This window comes from Desulforhopalus vacuolatus (genome assembly GCF_016918505.1).
In the GTDB taxonomy this organism is placed as follows: Bacteria; Desulfobacterota; Desulfobulbia; order Desulfobulbales; family Desulfocapsaceae; genus Desulforhopalus; species Desulforhopalus vacuolatus.
The window spans coordinates 73,479-98,667 of the sequence record NZ_JAFFPZ010000009.1; the positions used below are offsets into that span (position 1 = coordinate 73,479).

20 protein-coding genes are annotated in these 25,189 nt (G+C 49.5%); 3 read left to right on the forward strand and 17 right to left on the reverse strand.

The features are described from left to right. Nucleotides 1-5 precede the first annotated feature (5 nt). The 9 genes from JWG39_RS07810 to JWG39_RS07850 all read right to left on the reverse strand — a co-directional run bounded on the left by JWG39_RS07810 (nt 6) and on the right by JWG39_RS07850 (nt 12,079). Nucleotides 6-452, reverse strand: a complete 447-nt coding sequence (locus JWG39_RS07810) for a DVU_1555 family C-GCAxxG-C-C protein (protein ID WP_205218828.1) — start codon at nt 450-452, stop codon at nt 6-8. Then, nucleotides 449-1,168, reverse strand: coding sequence for a DVU_1556 family methyltransferase (trsM, locus tag JWG39_RS07815; protein WP_205218829.1), 720 nt, complete (start codon nt 1,166-1,168; stop codon nt 449-451). Before trsM ends, JWG39_RS07810 begins: the two co-directional genes overlap by 4 nt. Next, nucleotides 1,169-1,378 carry a DVU_1557 family redox protein gene (locus tag JWG39_RS07820; protein WP_205218830.1) on the reverse strand — a complete coding sequence of 70 codons (210 nt, stop codon included), beginning with the start codon at nt 1,376-1,378 and terminating at the stop codon, nt 1,169-1,171. It abuts the gene before it with no gap. Nucleotides 1,379-1,380: 2 nt separating this feature from the next. Next, a complete protein-coding gene (locus tag JWG39_RS07825) occupies nt 1,381-3,627 on the reverse strand; it encodes a pyridine nucleotide-disulfide oxidoreductase/dicluster-binding protein (protein WP_205218831.1) in 2,247 nt (748 codons plus the stop codon). A gap of 148 nt (nt 3,628-3,775) precedes the next feature. Then, nucleotides 3,776-6,487: a molybdopterin-dependent aldehyde oxidoreductase gene (locus JWG39_RS07830; protein ID WP_205218832.1), complete on the reverse strand. Its 2,712-nt coding sequence runs from the start codon at nt 6,485-6,487 to the stop codon at nt 3,776-3,778. Between the two features lie 385 nt (nt 6,488-6,872). Next, a complete protein-coding gene (locus JWG39_RS07835; RefSeq protein WP_205218833.1) occupies nt 6,873-8,054 on the reverse strand; it encodes an iron-containing alcohol dehydrogenase in 1,182 nt (393 codons plus the stop codon). 346 nt (nt 8,055-8,400) lie between these two features. Next, nucleotides 8,401-9,735, reverse strand: a complete 1,335-nt coding sequence (locus JWG39_RS07840) for a sigma-54-dependent transcriptional regulator (protein ID WP_205218834.1) — start codon at nt 9,733-9,735, stop codon at nt 8,401-8,403. After that, a complete protein-coding gene (locus tag JWG39_RS07845; RefSeq protein WP_205218835.1) occupies nt 9,732-10,931 on the reverse strand; it encodes a two-component system sensor histidine kinase NtrB in 1,200 nt (399 codons plus the stop codon). Before JWG39_RS07845 ends, JWG39_RS07840 begins: the two co-directional genes overlap by 4 nt. Then, a complete protein-coding gene (locus tag JWG39_RS07850) occupies nt 10,931-12,079 on the reverse strand; it encodes an iron-containing alcohol dehydrogenase (protein ID WP_205218836.1) in 1,149 nt (382 codons plus the stop codon). Before JWG39_RS07850 ends, JWG39_RS07845 begins: the two co-directional genes overlap by 1 nt. A 300-nt stretch (nt 12,080-12,379) precedes the next feature. Here JWG39_RS07850 and JWG39_RS07855 point away from each other — a divergent pair, with 300 nt between their 5' ends. From JWG39_RS07855 to JWG39_RS07865, 3 genes are all read left to right on the forward strand, one after another. After that, a complete protein-coding gene (locus JWG39_RS07855) occupies nt 12,380-12,958 on the forward strand; it encodes a YeeE/YedE thiosulfate transporter family protein (RefSeq protein ID WP_205218837.1) in 579 nt (192 codons plus the stop codon). A gap of 2 nt (nt 12,959-12,960) precedes the next feature. Continuing rightward, nucleotides 12,961-13,590, forward strand: coding sequence for a DUF6691 family protein (locus JWG39_RS07860; RefSeq protein ID WP_205218838.1), 630 nt, complete (start codon nt 12,961-12,963; stop codon nt 13,588-13,590). Nucleotides 13,591-14,075: 485 nt separating this feature from the next. Then, a complete protein-coding gene (locus tag JWG39_RS07865) occupies nt 14,076-14,999 on the forward strand; it encodes a patatin-like phospholipase family protein (protein ID WP_240192044.1) in 924 nt (307 codons plus the stop codon). A 346-nt stretch (nt 15,000-15,345) separates the two neighbouring features. Here the strand turns inward: JWG39_RS07865 and JWG39_RS07870 are convergent, their stop codons facing one another. From JWG39_RS07870 to JWG39_RS07905, 8 genes are all read right to left on the reverse strand, one after another. Further along, entirely contained in the window at nt 15,346-17,328 is a 1,983-nt protein-coding gene (locus tag JWG39_RS07870; protein ID WP_205218839.1) for a putative bifunctional diguanylate cyclase/phosphodiesterase, read from the reverse strand. A 557-nt stretch (nt 17,329-17,885) separates the two neighbouring features. Next, entirely contained in the window at nt 17,886-19,061 is a 1,176-nt protein-coding gene (gene nhaA / locus JWG39_RS07875) for a Na+/H+ antiporter NhaA (RefSeq protein ID WP_205218840.1), read from the reverse strand. 82 nt (nt 19,062-19,143) lie between these two features. Next, a complete protein-coding gene (locus tag JWG39_RS07880; RefSeq protein ID WP_205218873.1) occupies nt 19,144-19,587 on the reverse strand; it encodes an excinuclease ABC subunit A in 444 nt (147 codons plus the stop codon). 604 nt (nt 19,588-20,191) lie between these two features. Continuing rightward, nucleotides 20,192-21,274: a beta-ketoacyl synthase N-terminal-like domain-containing protein gene (locus JWG39_RS07885; protein WP_205218841.1), complete on the reverse strand. Its 1,083-nt coding sequence runs from the start codon at nt 21,272-21,274 to the stop codon at nt 20,192-20,194. Beyond that, the gene (locus JWG39_RS07890) at nt 21,271-21,744 is read right to left on the reverse strand and encodes an acyl-CoA thioesterase (protein WP_205218842.1); all 474 of its coding nucleotides are present in this window, start codon (nt 21,742-21,744) and stop codon (nt 21,271-21,273) included. The genes JWG39_RS07885 and JWG39_RS07890 overlap by 4 nt, the downstream gene beginning before the upstream one ends. Nucleotides 21,745-21,827: 83 nt before the next feature. Beyond that, a complete protein-coding gene (locus JWG39_RS07895; RefSeq protein ID WP_205218843.1) occupies nt 21,828-22,244 on the reverse strand; it encodes an ApeI family dehydratase in 417 nt (138 codons plus the stop codon). Then, entirely contained in the window at nt 22,231-22,794 is a 564-nt protein-coding gene (locus JWG39_RS07900) for a hypothetical protein (RefSeq protein WP_205218844.1), read from the reverse strand. Before JWG39_RS07900 ends, JWG39_RS07895 begins: the two co-directional genes overlap by 14 nt. Beyond that, complete coding sequence (locus JWG39_RS07905; RefSeq protein WP_205218845.1) at nt 22,791-24,788, reverse strand: MMPL family transporter; 1,998 nt, start codon at nt 24,786-24,788, stop codon at nt 22,791-22,793. The genes JWG39_RS07900 and JWG39_RS07905 overlap by 4 nt, the downstream gene beginning before the upstream one ends. Nucleotides 24,789-25,189 lie beyond the last annotated feature (401 nt).

The window sequence follows — 25,189 nt, forward strand, 5'->3', positions numbered from 1 at the left end:
GGGGGTTACAGCTCCTCTTTCAGTTCATTCAACTCAATGCCTTCTGCCATGAGAAGTGCAAAGACCTTTTCCGCCATATCGCCAATAATACCGGGGCAGACAGATAGATATGCGTCTGGAGTGGGGGCAATGTCATGGCAGAGAGTGCCGCCGTGTACGGCGGTGCGCTCGACAAACCACGATCTCAGCTCGGAGAGCAGCAGTGGCAGGCGGTCGGAGGCACTTTCCTGTGGAGAACCTTTGCCGAGATAATAGGTGAGCAGGCATTGCCCGCCGGTGAGTGCTCCGCAGTTGCCGTTGGCATCGCCGCCGCCTGTGCATAGTCCCTGCGCGGCACGGATAAGGCCGGGATTTTCTATCCCCTGCATATCAAGAGCGAGTTGCAGGAGCATTTGGGAGCAGCAGTAGCCTTTGCCAGCCAGTTGCAGGATGTCACTGTCGTATTGACTCATGGTATTGCCTCTGAAAAGGTTGTTGAGCTGTTTTTTGCCAGCAGGAGAAACAGCCCCGGCAGAGTTGTGTGTCCGGCAGAACAGGCCGCCCGGGCGGATTCACGGTTGCCGGTTACCCGTTCCCAGAATCCTTCGAGACTGCCGTATTGAAAGACAAATTCTGCTGCCGTCTGCTTGAGCAGGATGGTGTGATCCTCCAGTGCTTCGATGGAGAAGCTGGCGTCGGTCACCAGCTCGCGGGTGACGGCAAGAGGTGCCGCATTGGCGAAACAGCAGGAGACCGGCCACTGCGCCGTTTTCCCGCTGCGGGAGAATATGTCGCTTATCACCAGTCTTCCTTCCGGCTTGAGAACGCGGCGAAACTCCTTAAGGCTCGCCTGCCGGTTGCTGAGATTCCACGCACATTCACAGAGGAGCAGATCACAGCAGTTATCCGCCAGGGGCAGGTGTTCCATGGGAGCGCAGGCTGTGGCAATCCCCCGTTTATGTGCTTCCCGCAGTAAATCCATCTGCAGGTCTATGCCGCACAGCTTCCCCGCACCCCGCTCGCCGAGAAGAGAGAGTGAAACGCCAGTGCCGCAGCCCGCGTCCACCACCGTGCGCCCGGTCACGTCGACCAGTTCCATCATTCGGCGGGTGAGCTGCAAACCACCCGGACGGATGGCGGCGGGCAGGGCCTCGCGCACCGGGGGAGAGAGGTAGAGGGTTTTCATCATCTATTTATCTTCAAGCAGTTGTTCTACCTCAAACATGCGCCCGGTGGCGAGCTCCTCTTCCACCATAATTCGCCCGCATTTCGGACAGACGGGCAACTCCACCTTAAAAGAGGCATTGAGGTAGGTGATCTCCACCTTTCGTGCTTCAAGAGGCACACCGCAGGGCTGGCAAATCCAGTTCATATCGTCGGGAATAAATCGCAGATCCATTCTTAATCTCCTTCTTTAACAAGATTCATGCGATGGCTCCAGGCCCGCAGGATATGGTATATGTAGCCTTCACGGCGGTATTCCACCCAGAAGGTGACGTCGCCGAGTTTTGCCGAGGCCCGTTCACGGCCGTCGCTGTTGACGAAGAAGGCGTCGGATTCTTCCCGTGCGGCGAGAGTCCGGCGAATGTCATCTTCGAGAATGTGGCGGGAGTCGAGCAGCAACCGGATATCCTCCTCCATGTCAATGTTGATTGAGTCCCACGGTTTATCAGCGGTCTCTTTTTCGCCGTAGAGTTCAACGAGAAACTTCTTTTGCAGCAGGTGGCGATTGTATCTGCGCTCGGAGATCGTGGCGGGCGGTTCTGCCGGATCCCTGGCCTGAGAGGGGAATATGAGGTCAAGGATGTGGTAGACCGGTTTGCCGGTTTTGGCAAGACGGTCACGGCACATGGCGCACCAGGTGAGAAAGGGCTGTTCGGACTGGGCGACCCGTGCTTCAATCACCTTTTGAGCGAGTTGCGGGTTGGCATTTTCCATTAGTCCGCCGAAACCGCAGCACTCGGTGGTTTTACCAGAAGCGGCAAGAGGGGCGAGCTGCTGCCCGCAATCCTGTAACAGGGTGCGGACCGATTCCTTTGTTTCTTCGTCCCAGCGTGCGGTGCAGGGATCGGAAAGGGCGAGGGGGATGTTCGCGGCGTGGATTCCTTCTGGAGGAAATTTTACCAGCAGATTCCACACTGAATCGACCTCAAGACCACCATCTTCACGAAAATGTTCAAGACAGGACGAGCAGGCTGTCACAATCTTTGGACTGCCCATCTCCAGCCAGCGTTCACGAAAACGGGCGTTGATCTCTTTCGTCTCAGCCTTTCTGCCCGCCCAGTGTGCGGGTGCTCCGCAGCAGTCGAGCCAGATACCGGTCTCTTCTTCGATTCCGCGCAGGTAGTTGTAAAGTATCCATACCTGTTGCGGACGCATGGCGGCAAGCTGGCAGCCGGGGTAAAAAAGGACTTTGCTTGCGGAATGGCCGGGGGCGTGACGGAGCAGACTCGTCTCCTCTTGAGCGTGGTGCATTTCCTGCAGGGCAAAGTAGTGGGCATTGGGCGGAATATCACCGGCCTCTACCAGCCGTTCGCGGGCGTCAAGGCAGATATCCGCCATGGAGAAGTTCGTGGGGCAAATCTCTTCACACTGACGGCAGAGAGAGCAGGAGTCAATGAGAGAGTAGGCGCCGTGAACCCCCTGGTAGATGGAGAAGTTGTTGAAGATGGCCCGGGCGTGTTTACGCGGGAAATCACCGTACTCCTGTAGATAAACGCAGGCGCGAACACAGCGCAGGCAATGACAGTCGATACAGCGGGCGGCCTCTGCGGCAGCCTCTTCAGCGGTATACATGTCACCGGCGGGGGCAATCCGTGGCAGGTGTTCGATTCCCTCTGTCTCCGGGGAAAGGGTGGTTTGCCCGTGACGTAAGGGAAAACGGCCGGTGGTGAGAGATGCATTCTGCAGAAAGCGGTCGATGGAGAGTGCCGCCTGGCGGCCATCGGAGAGTCCTGTAATGAATGAGTCCTGTGGCGAAGCACCACCGGTGAAAATTTGGGGAGTACTGCACTGGCGGGTGAATTCATCACAGGCCAGATCGGCAGGGAGGCCGCTGGTGAAATCATCGTGGCCGATATAGAGGGCGTCGATTTCATCCGTGACACGTTCTTCTGCCGTAAGAGAGGTTGTGGTGCGAAACCGCACGTTCATCCCCTCCAGTTTTTCGAGCTCTTTTTCCAGAGCACCTTCCGGCAGACGGGCTTTCAATGCAGCTCCGGCACCGCCTTCAGAAGCAACAATTTCCACACTGTATCCCTTCTTCGCGAGATCCCATGCGCAGGCGAGAGATGAGGCGCCGCCGCCGATACAGCGCACCTTTTTTCCCCGGGCCGGCAGGGGGCGGATGGGAGTGGAATGTTCCGCTTCCCGCAGACAGACCTTCTCCAGGGCGGAGATGGCTATCGCGTCACCGAGTTCTCCGCGCAGACAAAAATTTTCGCATGGTGCTTCGCAGAGCCGTACAGTTACGCCGGGCAGGGGCATGCCCCTTTCCAGCAGCTTCCATGCTTTGCTGAAGCTTTTTTCCTTCATGGCAAGAACAAAAGCGCGTACGTCTATTCCGAGGGGGCATCCCGCGCTGCATGCAGGCGGCTGTTCTTCGGTGCAGCGGGCTTCAACGTCGTGGAGATCGTTTTGATTTCTCATGATTCTCTGGATTTCGAATTGAGGCAGCTTTGTGTGTGTCTGAAAAACAAAACGATCCGTCGATGCAGGCACCGGCGGATCGTTTGCGTCGTGTAATGGAGCACGATCAAATTTTCAGCCCGAACGAACCGGGCTGAAACTGTCCTCTTTACTTCATTGCAGCCAATACCTTCGCAGGTGTTGCCGGAATTGCCCTGATACGGGCGCCGACTGCCTGATAGATACCGTTGACAATTGCGCAGTGAGGTGCGGTGAGCGGCAGTTCGCCGACACCGGATGCACCGTGAGGACCGTCGGGACGGGGTGTTTCAACATAGACAATCTCCATGTCGTCCGGAATCTGCCTGGCAGTAGGAATTCCTGCACCCTTCATGCTGGTGTGTTTCTTGATGTCTTCATAGTCCTCATAGAGTGCGAGGCCGATACCCTGAGCCATACCGCCGTAGATCTGACCGTCAACGACGAGGAAGTTATTGATCTTACCGACATCGGTAACGCAGATCATCTTCTCAACGGTGGTTTTTCCGGTGGCAACCTCAACGGCAACACTGGACAGGAAAAGACCATACATGTAGCAGCAGAAGGGACTTCCCTTGCCATTTTCATCACAGGGAGTGCAGGGTGCAGTCCATTTTCCGTTATAACGAAGTTTCTTCCCGTCTTTGACCATTTCGTCGCAGGTGCGGAAACTGCCGTCGTCTTTTTTCATTGCTGCCAGCAGTTGTTCACAGGCATTGACAATGGCCTGTCCGGTCATAACCTGCGAACGGGATCCACCGGAAGGTCCAGAGTTCGGTGCAAGGCGGGTATCATTCATAACCAGATTAATTTGATCTGGACGGAGTCCCAGCGGTAACAGGCTTTCATGAGCAGTTCCGAGCGTTCCGGAGTCAGCGCCCTGTCCGTGATCCTGCCAGCAGTCGTAGATGGTAACTGTACCGTCGGGCATAAGTTCAGCGTCGGCTTCAGAGCTGTCCGGACCGTCAAGGCCAGCGGCGTAAACGCCCAGTGCAATCCCGACCGCGCGTTTTACTTCATCAGTGCTGCCAGCGGCGGCAACTCTTTTTGCTTCTTCGTATTTGGGACGCATTTTATCAAACATCTCTTCAAGGCTGTACACCTCAGGCTCTTGTCCCGTCGGTGTCGTGCATCCTTTACGGTAGATGTTTTTATAACGCAGATCAAAGGGGTCCATGTCGAGTTTTTCGGCCAGTTCATCCATCAAAACTTCAGAGGGAAACTCCGATTCCGGTGCGCCGTAACCACGGAAGGCAGCTCCGTAGCAGTGGTTGGTACAGACGGTGCGTCCGATACCACGGATGGAAGCCCAGTCATAACCGGATCCGATATATTGTGCACCACGGATGGTGAGCAGGTCTCCAAACTCGGAGTAGGGACCATGGTCAACAGTCCAGTCTGTTTCCATGCCGAGCAGTTTCCCATCTTTCTGCGCGGCATAGCGAACATGTGTCCAGAAGGGGGAGCGTTTCCCGGTATTGTGCTGATGCTCGGTGTAGTTGAAGCCGAGGAAGCAGGGACGTCCGGTAGCCATGGCGCAGGCTCCGACCATGCCTTCCATGGTGGGGCTGAATTTGTAGCCGAAAGTACCACCGGCGGGGTTTTGTACCATGTGCAGTTTGTCCAGCTCGACACCGAGACCGTCAGCAATCATGGCGGCGTGGAGTTGCAGACCAATAGATTTAGAGTGAATAACAACTCCACCTTCATCATCGATGTAGGCGAATCCGACATCAGGTTCGAGGGGAAGGTGAGGCTGACGGGAGGTGTAATAGTCACCTTCGATAACCACATCAGCGTTGTCGAAAACAGCTTTGGTATCCGGGCCTTTCTCGATCTTCTGTTCAAAGTAGATATTAGGAGTACCGGGATGAATCTCAATGGCGTCATCCGCCATGGCAGCCGGTGCGCTCATGTATTCAGGCAGTTGCTCAAGATCAATTTTTACCTTTTCAGCAGCACGCTCAGCGTTGTAATGGGTATCGGCGCAGACGATGGCGAGAACGTCACCACACTGGAACACTTTTTCGTCGTTGAGGATCGGACGATCCCAGCCGTCACCTTTGTTGCCAGCCATGGCGAGACCGTTAACGCGGTTTTTACCTTTAACATCTTTGTGAGTAACAACCTTGACAACACCGGGCATTTTTTCTGCTTCGGCGATATCGATATTTTTGATGTTGGCGTGGGAGATTTCAGACATTACTGCTTTGCAGAAAAGGGTGTCTTTCGGCATTTTCACGCCGAGGTCAGCACCAAAATCGAGTGTCCCTGTAACTTTGGCGACAGCACTTGGCCGTGGCATTCTGGAACCCCAGATACGACCGCTCTTCGGAATTTTGAAGGCGAGATCTGCAATGCTTTTTTCACCGCGCATAACGGTGGCAGCATCCATAACAGCGTCAACCAACGGCTTGTAACCTGTGCAGCGGCAAACGTTTTTATGTTTTTGGAACCAGTCACGAACTTCCTCACGACTCGGATCAGGATTTTCTTCAAGCAGTGCTTTGGTGGAGACGATGAAACCGGGAGAACAGAAACCGCACTGAGCACCACCGTGTACTATCCACGCAACCTGAATGGGGTGCATGTTCTTTGGAATACCGATGCCTTCAATGGTGGTGACCTCGCAACCGTCTTTTATACGGCTCATTTTGGTGATGCAGGAACGGGTTACCTTGCCGTCAATCAGAACGGAGCAGGCACCGCAGACACCTTGACCGCAACCGATTTTGGTTCCGGTGAGACCAAGGTCTTCGCGCAGAACAGTCGAAAGCATAGTGTCACCATCGGCAACGATATGCCGAGAGACTCCATTTACAGTAATTCTTTTGTTTAACATCTGTTTCTCCTTCTACAAAAAATGTTGACTGGTTCAGGCGAGCCGAACGTTCGCCCTTTTTATGAATGCGCCAGGCAATAAAGGCGTTTTTTTCTTCTCCATTGCACAACGGGCAGGTGCCTTGCGCAATATTTACAGCGCTGGCACCCTGTTTACCAGCTAATTTACGACTCTTGACAAATTCTTGTCAAGAGATTTATAAGAACAGCTCTGAAAGAGCTGTGGAACGTGTAAAGTGAAGTTTTTTCGGGGCGTTATTGCATCATTGAAACGTTTACCACTTCACAAAAAAAACGTATAAAAATTAGACGACTGAATACAGGAAAGGCAGTCCACTTCTTTGAAGAAAGTGGACTGCCCGTGAAGTTTACTTCTATTCTTCTTCTTACCAGGCAGCTTCATAGAGAGCAGCTACATCTTCGTCTCTTACCATCCGGGGATTGGTGGCACCACAGGCGTCTTTTTGAGCGTTGCCAACCATGATCGGAATGTCTTTTCTATCAACTGTTTTCCCATAACGTTTCCCAAGAGCTTCAATACCTGCCGGAATTCCAACATCTTGAGAGAGTTGACGGATGGCTTTGATAGCAAGCATAGCCCCTTCTCGCGGGGTGCAGCTGGAAACGTCTTCACCAAGCAATTCTGCAACTTTGCAGTAGCGTTCATATTTGGCGATAAGATTGAACTCGCTGACGTAGGGCAACAGGATGGCATTACATTCACCATGGGGCAGATCGTAGAAACCACCGAGCTGATGTGCCATGGCATGAACGTGGCCAAGGCTGGCGTTGTTGAAAGCCATGCCGCCGAGATACTGAGCGTAGCACATTTGCTCACGGGCTAGGAGGTTGGAACCATTGGCAACTGCTTTGCGCAGATACTTGGCGATGAGTGAAATTGATTTTTCCGCAGCACAGTCTGTTTGCGGGGTGGCGATGGTAGAAACGAAGGCTTCTATGGAATGGGTAAGAGCATCCATTCCTGTAGCAGCAGTGAGTGCGGGGGGCATGCCAACCATCAGTAACGGGTCATCAAGGGCAACGGAGGGAGTTACACGCCAGTCAACGATAGCCATTTTCACTTTGCGGGCAGTATCGGTGATGATACAAAAACGGGTCATTTCAGAGGCGGTCCCGGCAGTGGTATTGACAGCAATGTAAGGAGGCATGGATTGAGTGGATTTATCAACACCTTCAAAATCCTGGATTTTGCCGCCGTTGGCGATTACGAGACCAACACCTTTCCCGCAGTCATGAGCAGATCCGCCACCGAGGGTGATGAGACTGTCGCAACCCTCTTTTTTATACATTTCAACACCCTCGCCAACATTTTTGTCGGTAGGGTTGGGAACAGTGCCATCATATACTACGTAGTCCATTTCTGCTTCGTCGAGCAGGTCAGTAATTTGCTTGGCGATGCCGGCACCGACGATCCCTTTGTCGGTAACGAGCAAGGGTTTTTTGGCGTTACGCTGTTTGAGTTCGATGGCAATTTTAGTTGCTGCTCCAACACCAATGAGGGTAACACTTGGGATGTAGAAACCGTAGATCTCTTCGCGAATAGTCATAATGCCCTGTCCTTTATGGTAAATGTTGTACGCCAGTGGCGCGTTTCGAATTCATTGAAGGTTCTTTTGTGAATCTTCAGTACGCTCTTCTATTAGCAAGCGGCGTGCCAGAAAGTGATATTACGTAATAACAGGTATTTGCAGGATAAATTTCTGAAGGGAGGGGGCCAAACAGGTCTGATGGATACATTTCGCTGCGGTAAAATAATTAAGGTAAAGATCAGGAAAACAAAGCGATATAAAAGGTGTGAAGAAAAAATGGACAATATGACGTTTCTTAACATACCGAAATTACACTGTTTTTTCTATATTGTGCCAAAGTGACCCGGTCAAAACAGTTCCCGAGTCATTTTGACACATCATACCCCGAGAGTTTACGGTACAGGGTTTTACGCCCGATGCCCAGGATGTCAGCGGTCTGCTGACGGTTCCCTCCACAGAAGTCGAGCATTTTCAGGATATGTTCCTGCTCTACAGCTGCAAGGCTCAGTTTATTGCCGCTGCCGGGGCTGGAAACCAGTTCCCGGGGCAGACAGCTTTCGGTGATAAGGTTGTTCTCAGCGAGGATGATTGAGCGCTCAAGGACGTTGCGCAGCTCTCGCACGTTTCCCGGCCAGGAGTAGCGAAAGATGTCGGACATCACTTCGCTGGTAATGGTGCATTGCTTTCCTCTGGAACAGAGGCGGGTCAGGAAGTATTCCACCAGCAGCGTGAGATCTTCCTTGCGGTCGGCGAGAGGCGGGACCTCAATATTGAAGACATTGATGCGGTGGTAGAAGGCCTCATTGAAATGTCCTTCTTCCACCGCCTTTGCCAGATTGCGGTTGGTGGCGAAAAGAAGGCGGATATTTACCTTGCGTTCCTGTTTCTCACCCACCCGGCGGTAGGCTCCGTCCTCAAGGACCCGCAACAGGGATGCCTGGATTTCCAGGGAGAGGTCGCCGATCTCATCGAGAAAAAGAGTGTTGTTGTGGGCGAAACTCATCAATCCCTCAGAGGCTTCACTGGCACCGGTAAACGCCCCGCGGGCATGGCCAAAAAGTTCACTGCGGGCCAGATCCCGGTCGAGAGCGGCGCAATTCTTTATCACCATGGACTGGGAGCCTGCCGGGGACAGGTTGTGAATGAGCCTGGCCACGACATCCTTGCCGCTGCCGGATTCCCCGGTGATCAATACCGGGGCTGAGGTTGGAGCCACTTTCTCAACGAGAAACCGAATATTCTGCATGGCCTGGGAGTTGCCGATAAAGAGCGGCGGTTTTCCCGTGTTTCTGTTGTTCATGCGCAACAGGCGGTTTTCTTTCGAAAGAGAGGCACGCTGGCGGGCTTTTTCAACCACGAGGTCAAGGTGTTCAAGGTTGAAGGGCTTCTCTATGAAGTCACATGCGCCGGTTTTAATCGCCTCCACTGCTGTATCAACATCACCGTGCCCGGTAATCATGATTACCTCAACATCTGGTATTGTCTCCCTCACCTTGACCAGCAGCTCCAGTCCCGAGACATCCGGCAGCTTTAAATCCATGATGATCACATCCAGCCACTGATTTTTGATTATATTCAGTGCCTTTGCCGCGTTCTCAGCCGTATAAATGGTGCGCGAGGGAGCGCGAAGTTCTTTTTCCAGCAGACGACGAATAGACTGTTCGTCATCGATAACAAGGATTGCTGATTCCTGTTTCATGGTGCCTCCACGGGGAGATAAACGGTGAATGTCGCCCCCTTGCCCGGGGTACTCTGCACGCTGATTTCGCCATTATGGCTGGCAACGATAGTGTAGCAGGTGGAGAGGCCGATACCCACTCCCTGGCCGACGGTCTTCGTGGTAAAAAAGGGTTCAAAAAGTTTTTCGCGGTGTTGTGGTGAAATGCCGCAACCCTCGTCGTGGATGGTGAACTCTACACCTGCTGTTCCGTTTTTTTCGGTTCGGGCGCTGCTTATAATAACACGTCCTTTTATCCCGGACATGGCATCTATTGCATTGGTACAAAGATTGATGATTACCTGCTTGAGTTGTGATTCATCGCCGTGGATGTTCGGCAGCTTCCCGTCGAGATCCAGTTCCAGCCGGAGAGAGCATTGTTCCTCAATATGATTTTTGAGAATGAAGAGGGTATCCCTTATGCAGCGGTTGATATCCGTTGAGCTGCGCCGTGCCGCCACCGGGCGGCTGAAGCTGAGCAGATTGCGAACAATATTGCGGCAGCGGGAACATTCACTGAGGATGGTGTCGGTATATTCACGAAAGTCGGCCAGGACATCTTCTTCCCCTTCGATTTTGCCCATGCGCCGCTTGAGTCCCTGGGCAAAGCCCTGGATGGCGGCGAGGGGGTTGTTGATCTCGTGGGCGACCCCCGCAGCCAGCACGCCGACGGTGGCCATCTTTTCTGCCTCGGTATATTTTGCCTGGAGCTGTTTGTCACGGGTGACATCGCGGTAAAATATCTGCACCCTGCGGGTGCCGCCAAGTACCAGCGGAGTTGCGATAATGTCAAAGTGACGGAAGGTCCCATCGATCTCGTGAATCCGGCTGCTGTGTACCGTGCTGTCGGTGTGGAGAGCTTTGACTGCAGGGCAGTCTTCACAGGGGTCATCGGCATTGCCGAAGATCTGATAGCAGTGCCAGCCTTCGCGCTGCCCCTCTATCTCCGGGAAGCGGGTGAAGAAGACCCGATTGGCCCGGATGATTTCCAGCCGGTCGTTGAGCACCAGCATGATGTCAGTGAGGCCATCAAGAATGGTCTGGATCTCGGCGCGGCTCTGCTGCAGCTGGTCGTTGATGATTTCAAGATGGTGCATATTCATCTGCAGGGCCTCGTAGTGACCGATCTTGCCGTGGTCGAGGCCGATGAGATCTTCAAGGGAGGCAATTTTACGCATTACCATACCTCCCCGCAGAGGGTCAGCAGTTCGTGGGCGGAAGTGGGACGCGGATTAGTGAGGGTGCAGGCGTCGTTAACCGCCATCTGGCACACTTCATTGAGCAGCTCGCGTTTTTCCAGGGGAATTTCATCGCGCAGTCGAGTGCTGACTCCGAGGGTTCCGAAAAACTCTTCCAGTCGGGCAATGCCGGCAAGTGCTGTTTCCCGATCATTACCCTGGCGGTGGTTAAGGATTACCTCGCCGAGACGGGCCAGTTTTTTCTCTGCAAAATCCAGGTTGTAACGCATGAAGGCTGGCAGCAGAATGGGATGCACTACTCCATGGGGCATGTCGAAATGGCCCCCGAGGGAGTGGGCAAGAGCGTGCTCCGAACCAAGGCTGGCATTGGAGAAGGCGATCCCGGCGGAGAGTGAGGCTGAGCTCAGCACTTCCATTGCATCAAGGGATTTATTCTCAGCGGCCTGTGGCAGGACGGCAAGAATTTTGTCTACGGCCCGTAGAGAGTGCAGTTCAGTAAGAGGCGAGGAGATGATGGAGAGGTAGGCTTCTACGGCGTGGGATATGGCATCCACTGCTGAATAAATGATTTGTGTACGGCTTATTGTGGTGAGCAGCAGGGGGTCAATGATGGAGATGTTGGGAATCAGTGTACGGGAGATAATCGCCATCTTTACCTGCCTCTCAACACTGGTGACAATACAGAATTGAGAAATATCGGACCCTGAGCCGGCAGTCGTGGTGATAAACAGCATGGGCGGCAGGGGATTATGCACCTGGTTGGCCCCCTCGTAGTCGCTGATTTTCCCACCGTTGGAGGCGATGATGGCAATACCCTTGGCAGTATCCAGGGTAGATCCTCCGCCGATGGCAAGGATGACGTCTGCCTTCTGCTCGCGATAGAAACGGGCTCCCTCCTGAACCTGAAAGTCGCGGGGGTTGGAGGAAACATTGGAGTAATATGCCTGTTCAATGCCTTCTGCTGAGAGCATTTGCCGGAGTTGCTCCACCCAGCCCGCCTGTTCGATGCCCTCCTCACTGACCAGCAATATCCGGCGTGCTCCGAGACGCTGAGCACATGGCGCTACGTGGCGGAAACTGCCCCGGCCGAAGATGATTTCAGGAACGGCGAATTTTGTAATATTCATAGTATCCACAGAGTTGTTTTTATCAGAAAAATAAAACTCTACCGTATCGTGAAACGGAACAGGCGACAACCAGGAAGTTCTTACACACTTTTTTACGGGGGTGAAATATTCTCCGGCGAGAGTGGCAGGTATGGATGGAAAATTTCAAAGCTCCGCTTCTCAACGGCGCATGTTTCACCGCCATCAGGGTATCTTGAAGCAAAGAAAAAATGAAAAATCAATGAATTATAAAATTCCCTGCGGTATGTTTATGGGACCGTTTTTTCTTGATGATAAATCTCAACCTTACAGGAGCATAATATGAAATCTATTTTGCTGCAGAAACAGTGGAGCTGGCTGCTTTCCGGGTTTATGCTCGGGATGAGCTTCCTGCTTGCCGTGGTACTGGTAAAACCAATTGGTGTCTCAACCCAGTATCCCATTGTTGATGGAATTCTCTGGGAGCAGGTCCAGCCGGATCTGGTGACTGAAAATGGAGAGAATAAGAGCGGTTATGGCAGTTCAAACGCCTACTTCAATGAAAACGGCGGAAAATATGCCGCAGCCATTGCCAAACCACTGACCTACGGGCTGGTCTTTGTTCTGGCGATGATCCTGGGTGGTTTTGTCGCCCGTATCACCCAACGCTCTGGACAACCTGAACTTTACACTCCCTCAATGGTGAGCTCGGAGCTGAACTCCATGCGTCTAAAACGGCTGCAGCGCGTTTTTGTCGGCGGGTTCCTTGCTCTTCTCGGTGCCCGGCTGGCCGGGGGCTGTACCAGCGGGCACATGATGAGTGGCATGATGCAGACCTCTCTCAGTGGTTTTCTCTTTGCCGCTGCAGCTTTCGCCGCCGCCATTCCAATGGCGCTTTATCTTTATGGAAGGGAGGAATAATCATGCAGATTGCACTGGCGATACTTCTTGGACTCTTTTTTGGCTTTACTCTGCAGAAAGTGGGAGCGGCCAACCCTGTAAAGATCATTGACATGCTGCGCTTTCGTGATCTGCACCTGATGAAGGCCATCCTTTTCGGCATCGGTTTTGCCATGATCGGTCTCTTTGTGCTGCTTCATTTCGAGGTGTTGAATGTGGCTTCGCACCTCAGTGTTAAATCGGCCTACACAGGTGTGATTGTCGGCGGGGTACTGCTCGGCGCGGGCTGGGGAATGGCGGGATTCTGCCCGGGAACGGGCCTTGTCGGGCTTGGGGCGGGGCGTCGGGATGCCTGGGTCTTTCTTATCGGGGGGTTGCTTGGTGCCTTCCTCTACACTCTCATTTACGGCTGGATCAAAGGCAGCTTTCTTTTTACCACTATCGGCGGCGGGAAAAGTACCCTTGCGGTGACTGGTAATAAGGCTTTTCCGGCGCTCTTTCCTGATATCCCCGGTTACATTCTCGGCTGCGGGATTGGTGCCGGGTTTATCCTTGTCTCCCTGCTCCTGCCTGTGTTGAAGAAACGCCGTGTGCAGACCGGTGTGGAGGAGAGTGTGCCACAAGATACGACGAAGGAGACCCCTGCCGGGTAAAATCCTGTTGCAAAATGTTCCCCCCTGGGGGAAAACAAAAAAGAGGCTGTCCCGATTGGGGCAGCCTCTTTTTTTCAGTACAGAGTATTATCCGAGTCCATTGGTGGTTCCTTTTGCAGTTTGTAACCACGAATGGACACGAATTTTCACGAACAGGAACAACGCATTAAACGAAAATGTTTGTATCCGAAGTTAAGCCGTACAGTGCACCAGGAGCATGAGAACAGACACCGCTCCTTATGGGCCGATACGCAGAAACAATACATTGCCATAGTTCTTATGCAGTTTGCTCCCACGGAAAACACGGAAGGACACGGAAAACATCAATTACCTCAAAGCAACCACAAAGGCATTCTCTTATGGTTTTTTCAGTAATAATTCGTGTTTATCCGTGTCCATTCGTGGTTCCTTTTGTCGTTTGTAACCATGAATGGATAAACAGGAGACAAAACGGGGTATAACTTAATAGGAATGGTATTTATACGATGTTCTCTGAAAATGAACAGGAGATGGATCAGGTGATTCCCACAGCTGATAACGACAGGGATATTTCACTGGTACTTGGCAGTGGAGGAGCGAGAGGGCTGGCGCATATTGGCGTTATCCACTGGCTTGAGGAGCATGGCTTCCGTATTCGGGCAGTCTCCGGCTGTTCCATGGGCGCTTTGGTTGGTGGAATATATGCTGCTGGCAAGCTCGATGAGTATGAACGGTGGGTGCGCGGAGTGGATAAGGTCGACATCGCAAGAATGCTTGATTTCTCGTGGCAATCCTCTGGTATTTTTAAGGGACGCCGTATTATCTCCATGCTGCGCAGGATGGTGGGGGATATCAACATTGAGGATCTGCCCATTGCCTTCACCGCTGTTGCTACCGATATCACCATGCAGAGGGAGGTATGGCTGGAGAATGGTGGTTTGTTTGATGCCATCCGTGCCTCCATTTCCATTCCCCTTTTCTTTACACCGGTTGAACTGGAGGGACGACTGCTGGTGGATGGCGGGGTAATTAATCCGCTTCCCATTGCACCTGCCTTCAAAGAACAGGGGTGTCGTATCGTGGCTGTGAACCTCTCTGGCAATAATCCGCCGCTTGTGGTGAAAAGGGAGGAACTGTCGACAGTGAGGGAAAAACTTCACGGTCTGGAGAAGTATCTCGGAAAGTGGCAGTTGAGTCTTCCGAGTTTCCCGGAAAGGGATAACTTCAAAATTGAGGGCTTTCAGGTGGCAATTCACGCCTTTGAGACCATGCAGAATTGCCTTTCTCGACAAAAAATGGCGGCTTATCCGCCTGATGTCACGATAAACATTTCGAAACACCAGTGTTCCTTCCTTGAATTCCATCGTGCTGGTGAGCTCATTGAAGTGGGCTGGCGGGAGGCCGGGAGGGCACTGTCGACAGAAGGGTAATACCATTTACATTTTGTATTGGCGGATTCAAAGGCAGGGGGATGGGAGGCAGGAAAAAGCAGGGCAACAAAATCTGATGACGTTCGTTGTGGTAAAGAGGCCCTTGTGAAAAGCGGAACGGCGAAAAGATTTTTTTGCCAACGAATAAAGGCTCGAATAATGCGAAAAGAGCAAAAGACAATTTTAAAGATTTTAGGTTCCCTTTATTTAATTTTACAGCCTGTTTATCCATTCGTAATCGCCAAAAAAGATGTCCACGCAGTCGCCTTCTCTGGTCAGTAAAAAAAGTGATTGGTATAACAGCAGGTACCCCCCGTCAGAGGGGAGTGTTGCAGAAGATGGGCGATTATTCAAGGTACTCTTGTCCCTTCTCCCCAGTGGCAAGTGCGACCAGCTCTGGACCGTTGAAAAGATGTCCCTGGTCCGCTCTACCTTCGTTCTGTGTGTATTTTGCCAACAGTTTATCTATGGGAAGGGCTTTATCGTAGAGCCATCCCTGTTGGATATCGCAGTTGTTGTTGAGCAGCCATTTTGCCTGCTCTTCCGTCTCCACCCCCTCCGCCACCACATGAATACGCCCCCAATTATTGATGGCAATCACCGACTTCACCAGCTGTTGATTCTGTGGATTGGTGAGGATGTCGTTGATGAAAATCTTGTCTATCTTTACTTCAGTTATCGGCATTTTACTGAGGTATTTCAGCGAGGAGTAGCCGGTGCCAAAGTCGTCGATGGAGAGGCTGAAACCTGCCTTGATCAGAGATTTGAAGATGGGCATTACCTCGTCAATATCGTTGAGCAGAATATTCTCCGTGATCTCAAGGATGATGCGCTTCGGGGAAATTTTGGTATTTTTGATTATCGCTGTTACAAAGGTGCAGAAATCTGCTTGCAACAGCTGTTTCGGGGAAACGTTGATGGAGACCCGCAACGGGCGTCCGTCAAATTCCACGGGCTGAATGTCCCGGCAGGCGGTTTCGAAAATAAAGAATCCGAGCTCATGGATGAGATCCGTGCTTTCTGCGATGGGGATAAATTCCTCCGGGCTTACCTGCCCGAGGGATGAGTTGGACCAGCGTACAAGGGCTTCTACGCTGATCAGACGACCCTGCTGATCGATCTGTGGCTGATAGAAAACATTGATCTCGCCATCATGGATGGCCTGCTCAAGTGAGCGTTGAATGAGCAGTTCGCGCTGGATATAATCGTCTGCAATTTGGTCATAAAAATAGATGTCGCCTTTCTTTTTTGCCCGGCCCTGAATAAGGTCGGCTTTCATGATCAACTCACCAATATCGACACCGTATTTGGGGAAAAAGCAGATACCGGTGGTGCAGGTTACGGTGAGATCTATATTTGTGTCGTTAATATGCAGCTTGATGTCCAACGCTGTATAAATCGGCTGGATTGCTGCACGTGCTTCTTCTTCAGAGTGAATACCGGTGATGAGAAAGCTGAACTTGTCACCACCGCCATAGCGTCCGCCCACTTTAATTTTGTGGGCGACTCGCAGTTGTTCCAGGAGATAGGCGATATACTGCAGTACCTGGTCTGCAGCGGCATAGCCGTATTGCTGGTTGATCTTTGTGAAAAAATTGATATTGAGAATGCCGATGGCTGCTTTGTCGTCGACACGGTTGAGCTGGCGGAGCAGGATCTCACTGGCGGTGCGCTTGAAGGCATAAGGGTTGAGCAGGTCGGTGAGCAGGTCATGGGTCTCTTGATAGGCAATTTTCTCAGTGGTGTATCTGGTTTGCTCCGCATTTATGTGGGCAGAGGACTGGATACACTTCAAATCCTCTGCGAGAATGTCGCGAAAATCCTTGATGAGAAGGATAAACTTGTCGTCAAAGGTATCGTTTTTGTCATCGATGATACAAAAATTACCAAATACATCCCCGTTTTCCAGGTTAAGCGGCAGGATGTAGCAGGAGTTCATCCTGCCGGTAAAAGAGGGTGAATTTTTCCACTCGGGATGGCTGGAGGCATTTGTTACCAGAAGAGAGGTGTTTGGGGCGATGACAACCTCACTGCAGCGTCCTTCACCGAAGGGAAATATCTCTCCCTCAGTATAGGGGTTATCGTCTGTTGTGCTGCTGGCCATAATAATCATATCATTATTACGGAATTTCATGATAAAACAGGAGGATACTTCAGTAAGGCGGGCGATAAGATTGACCATCTTCTGCCAGTGATGCTGTTTCTTTTCAAAGAGCAAAGATTCTACAGGCGTATCGAGATGAACCGTGTGCAGAGAAGTCTCTGTGGGGAGAAAACAGATTTCTGGCCTGCTCAGGAAAACTTTATTGTCCTGTGGCTTTTTCGTCATAGAAGTATTTTCGTCAGCAATTCTCGTAAATGGTTTAATATCCGGTTTAACATCCTGATTTTTTCGGTAAAGCTATCTGCTCTTTGCAACTTCTCAAAAATCCGTAGAAAGCAAAAAAAATAATAACAATATTAGTGTGTTATATGCTCATGAAAAATTTCTTTTTCGCGTACTTAAAGTACGATTTTCTTCGGTCAAATTTTTAAAAAGTGGGTAAATACAGAATGTTGCTTATTTTATAGGGTTTGCCTGAAAGATCTGTTTTTTATGTATGCATAACCTGCTGAAATTACATACATCCACAGCTTCTTGAAAACGTACTGTTATTTCCGTAAAAAAGCTAATATTTAAATATTATTTATACAATTTAACAATATTGCTTATGTCAATCTCTGTTTTTCTGACATTTGTCCCCGTCAGTTGCTCCGCTGTCAAGCGATCAGTTTGTGGGAACATCGAATACTCCCCCTCTTCTTTGTTACAGTCAAAGAATTTATCCTCAAAGGTAAGCGTCAGACTTCGATAGCAAAGTATCCTGAAGACTTTCTGCGAAGCGTCTACCTGACTGAGGTGTCACCTTTATGAGACTTCAGGCTGGATCTGATGAGAAAAAAGCCAACTATCCCCGATGCAATTGAACCCGCAATAATGCCGAGACGTTCATCAAAGAGCAGGTTTATACCAGTTTCTTCAAATGCTAACGAACCAATGAAAAAACTCATTGTAAAGCCAACGCCACAAAGCGTTGCGACCCCATACAGGCCAAGAAAATTTGTCCCGGCTGGCAGTTTTGCAAACTTGAGTTTAATGGCCAGCCAGCACAGCCCAAAGATACCAATTGGTTTGCCAAAAAACAGCCCGGCAGCGATACCTGCAGGTACACCGTGTACAACCTGATCAAGGGTAATCCCACCCAGCGCTATTCCTGCATTTGCGAATGCAAATATGGGTAAGACAAAAAAGACGACCAGATGATGTAAATCCTGCTCCAATTCCTTTAGCGGTGAAATATTGGTTTTTTTATCGTTCAACGGTATAAACATTGCCAAAACAATACCAGCTAATGTTGCGTGAATACCAGATTTGAGGGTCGCAATCCACATAATTACGCCAACAAAAATATAGAGACTTTTTGATAAAAATCCAGACGTATTGAAGATGTAAAGTACAAAAATGCATACGGTGACAACGAGTATTGCACTTGCAGAAATACCAGTAGTGTAGAACAACGCAATAATGCTAATTGCACCAATATCATCAAATATTGCGAGTGAAGTTAAAAATATTTTGAGAGAAACAGGAACGCGACTGCCAAGTAAAGCCAATATCCCCAATGCAAACGCAATATCCGTAGCAGCTGGAATTGCCCATCCCTGAAGTCCAACCGGATCATCAGCGTTAAAAAAAACATAGATTGCAGCCGGAACACACATCCCTCCAACGGCACCAATCCCAGGAAGAATAATATTCTTTCTCTCAGATAAGTTTCCTTCTATGATTTCCCGTTTGAGTTCAAGACCGATAAAAAGGAAAAATATTGCCATCAGTCCATCGTTAATCCATAGCAGTAAAGGCTTCGCAATTTCAAAAGTCCCGACCCGTACTTCTACGGAAGTGGATAAAAGCAATTTATAGAAGGACTCAAGTGGAGAATTAGCTGCCACAATTGCAATTATGGCCGCCAGTATCAGAATTATTCCACCGGAGGATTCTTTCTTGAAAAAATCTTGCATCGTTCAGCTGTTAACCTCTGTTGAATACTGGAATTAATTTATGGGTACCTTAATAATCACCCATCTTCCTGGTTACCTTTTCTTAGTCTTTAGTAATGATTTCCACCACAGTTCCTTCCAAAGCAACACCCGCTATAATAGTACCTGCGCCACACTGAAATGAATTATTGCTCGATGTTGTATTATTTCTATAGATCGATTTAATGTTAATCACCGCATTGCCACCTTCTCTAACAGCTCGATCTTTCAATGCAATCATTGCTGAAAGAAAAACCCACTGACATGCTTCTTTATCAGATTTATTAAAGGCATTGGTCTTCTTATTGGTACTAAAGGTACCAAAGGTTTTTAGAACTTCGCCGTGTTTGCTGTTGCCAAAGTAAAAACTCACATCTGTGCCAAGTTTTTCTTTGGCGGTATCGGTTGCCAGGGCGTCTTTAACGGAATAGCTCTCTATACTGTCGCGGGCCATCGCTGAGGTGAACATTAACATGTTGAGCAAAATAACTACCATAAGTGTTTTCATTTTTGCTACTCCTTCTTTTTTAATAGAGTGAGGAAATAAATTTTTTGCCTTTATTCCCATGTTTAGAGCTTTCCTTTGGTAAAAATCTTTTTGCTGTTTCGTTTTTTGCTTTCTCCTGTTTATCCATTCATGGTTACAAACGACAAAAGGAACCACGAATGGACACGAATAAACACGAATTATTACTGAAAAAACCATAAGAGAATGCCCTTGTGATTGCTTTGAGGTAATTGATGTTTTCCGTGTCCTTCCGTGTCCTTCCGTGTTTTCCGTGGTAGCAAACTACATGGGTACTGTGACAATGTATTGTTTCTGCTTATCGACCCATAAGGAGCAGGGTCTGTTCTCATGTTCCAGGTAAACCACGGAAGACACGGATAAACACGAATTATTACTCATTCGTCATCGCCAAAAAAGATGTCTACGCAGTCGCGTTTTCTGGTTAATACAAAGTGTAAATGGTATTAGAGAGTTAAAGCTCTTTTTTATATCCATATATTCCGTCACCTGGGTTGTGATGTAGAGAGAACTCTTTCGGGAAAGGTGCGTATTAAAATTTTTATCAATTTTAGACCGATTTTGGGCTCAAACCGGGAGTGGCTGGTTATATATTTTTTAACAAAAGCGCGGCATTAATACCACCAAATCCGGAGTTGCAGGTGATAACTGTTGGATGCAAAAGGGGCAGTGTGCTGTTTCCTGAGAGGGTACAAGAACTTTTTGACGGAGTTTCAAGACCAATTGTGGGAGGAAGCACCATTTCATGCAGACTGTGGATTGCCATTATTGTTTCGATTATCCCTGAAGCGGCAAGACTGTGGCCAAGGGCACCTTTTACTGAACAGACCGGTATTCCAGTGGGAAAACAGTTTTGAAAGGCGAGAAGTTCCATGGCATCGTTGAAAACTGTTGCTGTACCATGGGCATGAATGCCACCGATGGGGGCTTCTGTTTGAGACAGTATATCCCTGAGCGCTGATGTGAGTCCGGTGGCGTTTCGACTGGGCGCTGTTATATGGTTTGCATCACAGCTCATAGACCATGGACCAGGGGTGGCAAGTATCTCTGATGGTTCTGTGACGTCTTCGGCAGCAAGAAGCATCCATCCAGCACCATCGCTGAGGGCAAGGCCGTCCCGGTTGCAATCAAATGGTTTGGCACTTGTCAGCGTCAGGGCCTTTAAACTCGAAAATCCTGATAAAACAAATTGCGACACAAGATCAAATCCGACGATCAGGGCGTGATTGCATTCACCGGTGCTGATTCTCATTGCACCCTGGATAATTGCAATGAGACTCGACACACATGCTGCACTTACCGTGCTCCCTGCTTCTATACCAAATTGTTCAGCAAGTTGGTCAGCCATCTGCCATGCCTGGCCCTTGTTACGCCCGGTTCGAAGTAAAAGCTCATCGGTTGCAGCTTTTGTGGTCGCGCAAAATAATTTGGTATGGGGGGGGAGGGGAGGTACGTTTTTCAGTAATCTCTCTAACATCTCATCTTGTCTTTCAAGACTGCCGACCTCGCTTGAAAGACCTGGGATGAAACCTAGAGGCCATGCTCCTTCAAGATGGCCGAAATTCTGTAACGAGATGCCACTTTTACCGGCAAGGAGGCCTTGCCATGTCTGTTGGCTGTCGCCCAGACAGGTAAGACAATCGCCTGCTGTGATCACCACTTTTCTCATAATGTACTCCACTTGCCTGCACGCCATTGAGCGCGGAACTCTTCCAGCCAGAGAGGAGTAATAAAAATCGTTCCCCCGGCAAAGTCGGTTAACAGCTGTACCGTATAGGCGCTGGCCGCAATATCACCTGCACTATTGCGAATAATATAGGAGATGTTCAACCGTGCGGATTCCACCCAATGCAAAGAGGTTTCGATGGTGATTTGTTCATCAAAGCGCAGAGTTTTTTTGTAGTCGAGATGCATCTGCACGATGGGAGCTGCAACACTATGTTCTTTGAACAGGTGGTAGCTTAATCCGTACATATCACCTAAGGCCATTCGACCATCTTCGAGATAGCTCGCATATCGGCCATGCCACACAATGCCAATGGAATCAACTTCTTCGAATCTCACCCGTGTCCTGGATGTCGCGATGAGAGGCGCCGGTGCATCAGACTCTTCCTGGAAATATTTTTTTACAAAGCTCATCTGTTATGTCTCACTGCAATTGGTATTTGAAAGGGATATTGAAATTACTTAAAAGAAACCTTAATCAACGATGCCTTGATTATTCAAAGTACCCTGAAGTCACACGATCCACTTGTTATCTTTTTACCTTCTTTTCTCACTGTAAACACTCCATGCCATTTATCGTTTATGTCGTTGAGTGCAATTTCTATTTCTACCTGTTCGTCGGGTTGTATGATTTCTGAGAATTTAATTTTTCCGCAGGATACAAGTTGTAAAGGTCTCTTCAATGCCTGTTCGGCTGTATAACGTATTGCTGTTAATTGAACCACGGCAGGTAATATCGGTTTTTCAGGGAAATGACCTGCAAATACGATACAGTTGCTGGAAAAAATAAACTGGGCTGTAGAGTGAATGATATTCTCGTCGCGCCCATTAACCTGGGTGCTGATACAACACAGGGAAAGAGCATCGTATACGTTCATCTTCTTCAGCGCTTTGCTCGTATCAGTTGTTTGCATCGGTAATCCTTACAAGTTTTATTTTCACTCCGAGCCACGGTTGGGAGTAAAGAACACTCTCCGAAACTGGTGAGCCATGTACAGACCACCAGGGGAATGGGCCTGCCCGGCATGCACGCATTTTTTCCTGTTCTGTTTTGCTTTCTACGGAAAAAGAGAAGAGACCCTGTTTGCACTTCATTTGAGAGGACTGAGAGAAAAAAATTCTATAAAGAGAACTGGTGAGTAATTCAGGGAGTGGCGATTCGCCGAGTTTGGCTGCCATGTACTTCGTGCTGCTCCTGGCGTCTTCTGTAATTGTGGCTGAGAGCAGGGTAATTCCCGTGGGGTCGAGCAGTGCGTAGGAGAGGCTTTTGCCCTTCCCCCGGGTTGCCAGGATTCCAGAAAAACGGATTTTCTTCTTTTGGGAGATCTGTATGCTATATAAAAAAGAGAAATTTTGGTTGAGTGTGGTGTCTGTAACAGGGCTTTGCTGTGTGGCACACCCCGTTAATCCTAAAATTAAACAGGTGAGAATCAACCATGAAACTGATTTTGTTAAGAGTGTCATTTGTGCCCCTGATCTTTTTGGGTGTTCTCAATTCCAGGGCGCGTGAGAAAAGTCGATCGTTTTTTACCCAGTGTGAAGAGATATGGGCTTACCAGTAGTGAAACGGGCCAGCCGACACCTATGCCCACAAGTACGGTTATGCCAAGCGAATGCAGGGCGGGGTGCGATGAAAAAGCAAGGACACCAAAACCGATGAGAGTGCTGGTGGCACAGATAGAAATGGCCTTTTCTGTTCCGTGAAGATTTGGCTCAAGCTGAGAACAGATCGCGAAAATACCATAATCCACGGTTAAACCAATCACCATTATTCCCATGATGACATGCATCATATTGAGCGTGTATCCCATCACCCAACAGAAAACCATCATTCCGGCAAGGGCAGCGAGCACCGGGGCGAGTACAGCAAGGATGGCATTGGTATGTTTAAACTGGATAAAGACCAGTACGCTGACCAGGAAAGCGGCCAGGCCTGATAAAAAAAGAATGTTATCTTTTAGTGAACGTTCAACCTGGCCCTTCCATTTTTGATTTGCCAGCACGTGTATTGCCGGATGTTTTTCAGAAAAGGAGAGTAACGAGTCAATTTTATCACTATTCCCCGACACTGTGGTCAGCACTATCATCTGGTTGTTTCCCATGGATGAGTCTGGACGAATCATCATCTTGAGCATTGGCGCAAGTGGAGAACCATCAAATCGTTCTCGCTGGAATGTTTCAACGGGTCTTTGCAGCCAATGAAAAAATGGGGCGAATGCCTGGGGAGTAAAACCAAATTTTGTGGCGATTGCAGGAAAATCGGTATGGAATTGTGGCAGTTCTGCAGTCCAGAAATCTTTCCAGTTCAACCCATTTTGTTTTTGCTTCTGGATGCTCGGGAGTATGGGGGCTATCGTTTGTATCTGTTTGAATGCATCTGCTGATAAAAAATCAAAGAGTATATCATTTTGTTCTAAGGCTTCTTCAAGATTGCCTCCAACGCTGACGATAAAAAACTTGTCGCCTGGTGTACCCCATATCTGGTTGAAAAACGCTTCATCAGCTGCAACGTCTTCGCCGGGTGCATCCAATGATTGTAAATTCCCATCGTAATGAATATGTGGCCAGGCAAAGATTCCGAGGCAGAGTAATACGGCCCATAAAAGAGTGAAAACTTTGTGAGGTACTGATTTGTTTACAGCGTTTGGCTTTTGTACGCTGTTGAGTGCATTGTTTTGGGGTTCGATGTGCAGGGTTGGAATTAATAACCACGCAAATAAGACTCCATTGAGGATGCCTGAAAGAGCCAGGCAGGCCATCTGCCGATGTGCAGGTACATCTGAGAAAAAAAGTACAAGGAAGACACAGGTAGTGGTTGCGGTGGCAAAGAGAAGAGGTCGGCGCATCTGTTGGAGAATTTTACGAGGCTCCCCGTGATTGTTCGTAAGGGCAACAAAGAGATGGACTGAAAAGTCGACAGCAATACCAAGAAGCACGATGCCAAAACCGAGGGCAAGTCCACTCATCCCATTGAAGAAACAGACTGTGATTGCAATAGCCGGTAGACTTGCGAGAAGAGGCACGGCAAAGACGACAATGGCGCGGACGCTTTTCAGTGTAAAGGCAAGTAAGAGAAAAAGTAATATGGTAGCAATGGGCAAAAGTGTTTGCAGATCGGCTTTGATTGTCTGACTGTTGGCCAGGGTATGGGGCAGGGTACCAATGACCCTGGCCGTGATCCCAACGGGCAATACCTGCTTGTAGATCTGCTCCAGATCGTTTTGGATTTTCCTGGCGTTATTTGAATCTGTAAGCCCAGGACGACTTTCGGCAAAAATCAGTATATTCCTGCCATCAGCACTGATTAAAAATCCGTTTTGCAGGTTAATATTGGAATTGTCTCGCAAGAAGGCGAGTTTTGTCATCACTATTGAGCGAAAGTCTAAGGGATCTTTTTGTAACTGCTTTTTCAGAGGAATACCAGCAAGACTATTGAGCAGGATGAAGTTTTTCTCCATCTGTGAAGACATGGATGTCTCTGTGAGAAGTCTTTTCAATTTTGCGAGATCAGTTTGTCGTGTAAGTGCTGGTAATATTCTCGTGAGATCTGGCAGGGCCTGCCTCTTGTCCGTGCTGTAAAAGCGAGCAAAGACATGGCTGAAATTATCGTTTTTACGGAGCAGGTTTTCACATTCGACACCACTTTTTTCAAGAGCAGTCTGTGCCTCTTTCAGAGAAGGGTATACGGTTTTATCTGCTGTAAGGGTGATGATAATGCGGTCAACCAATCCTATCTGTTGTAACAGGTGCAGGTCATTTCGGACAACACCGTCAGGCAGCAGGTCAAGGGCATTGTCTTTCACGGACAGGCCAGTGGAAAAAAAAGCTCCTAAAGCGACAATAGCGAGAACGAATATCC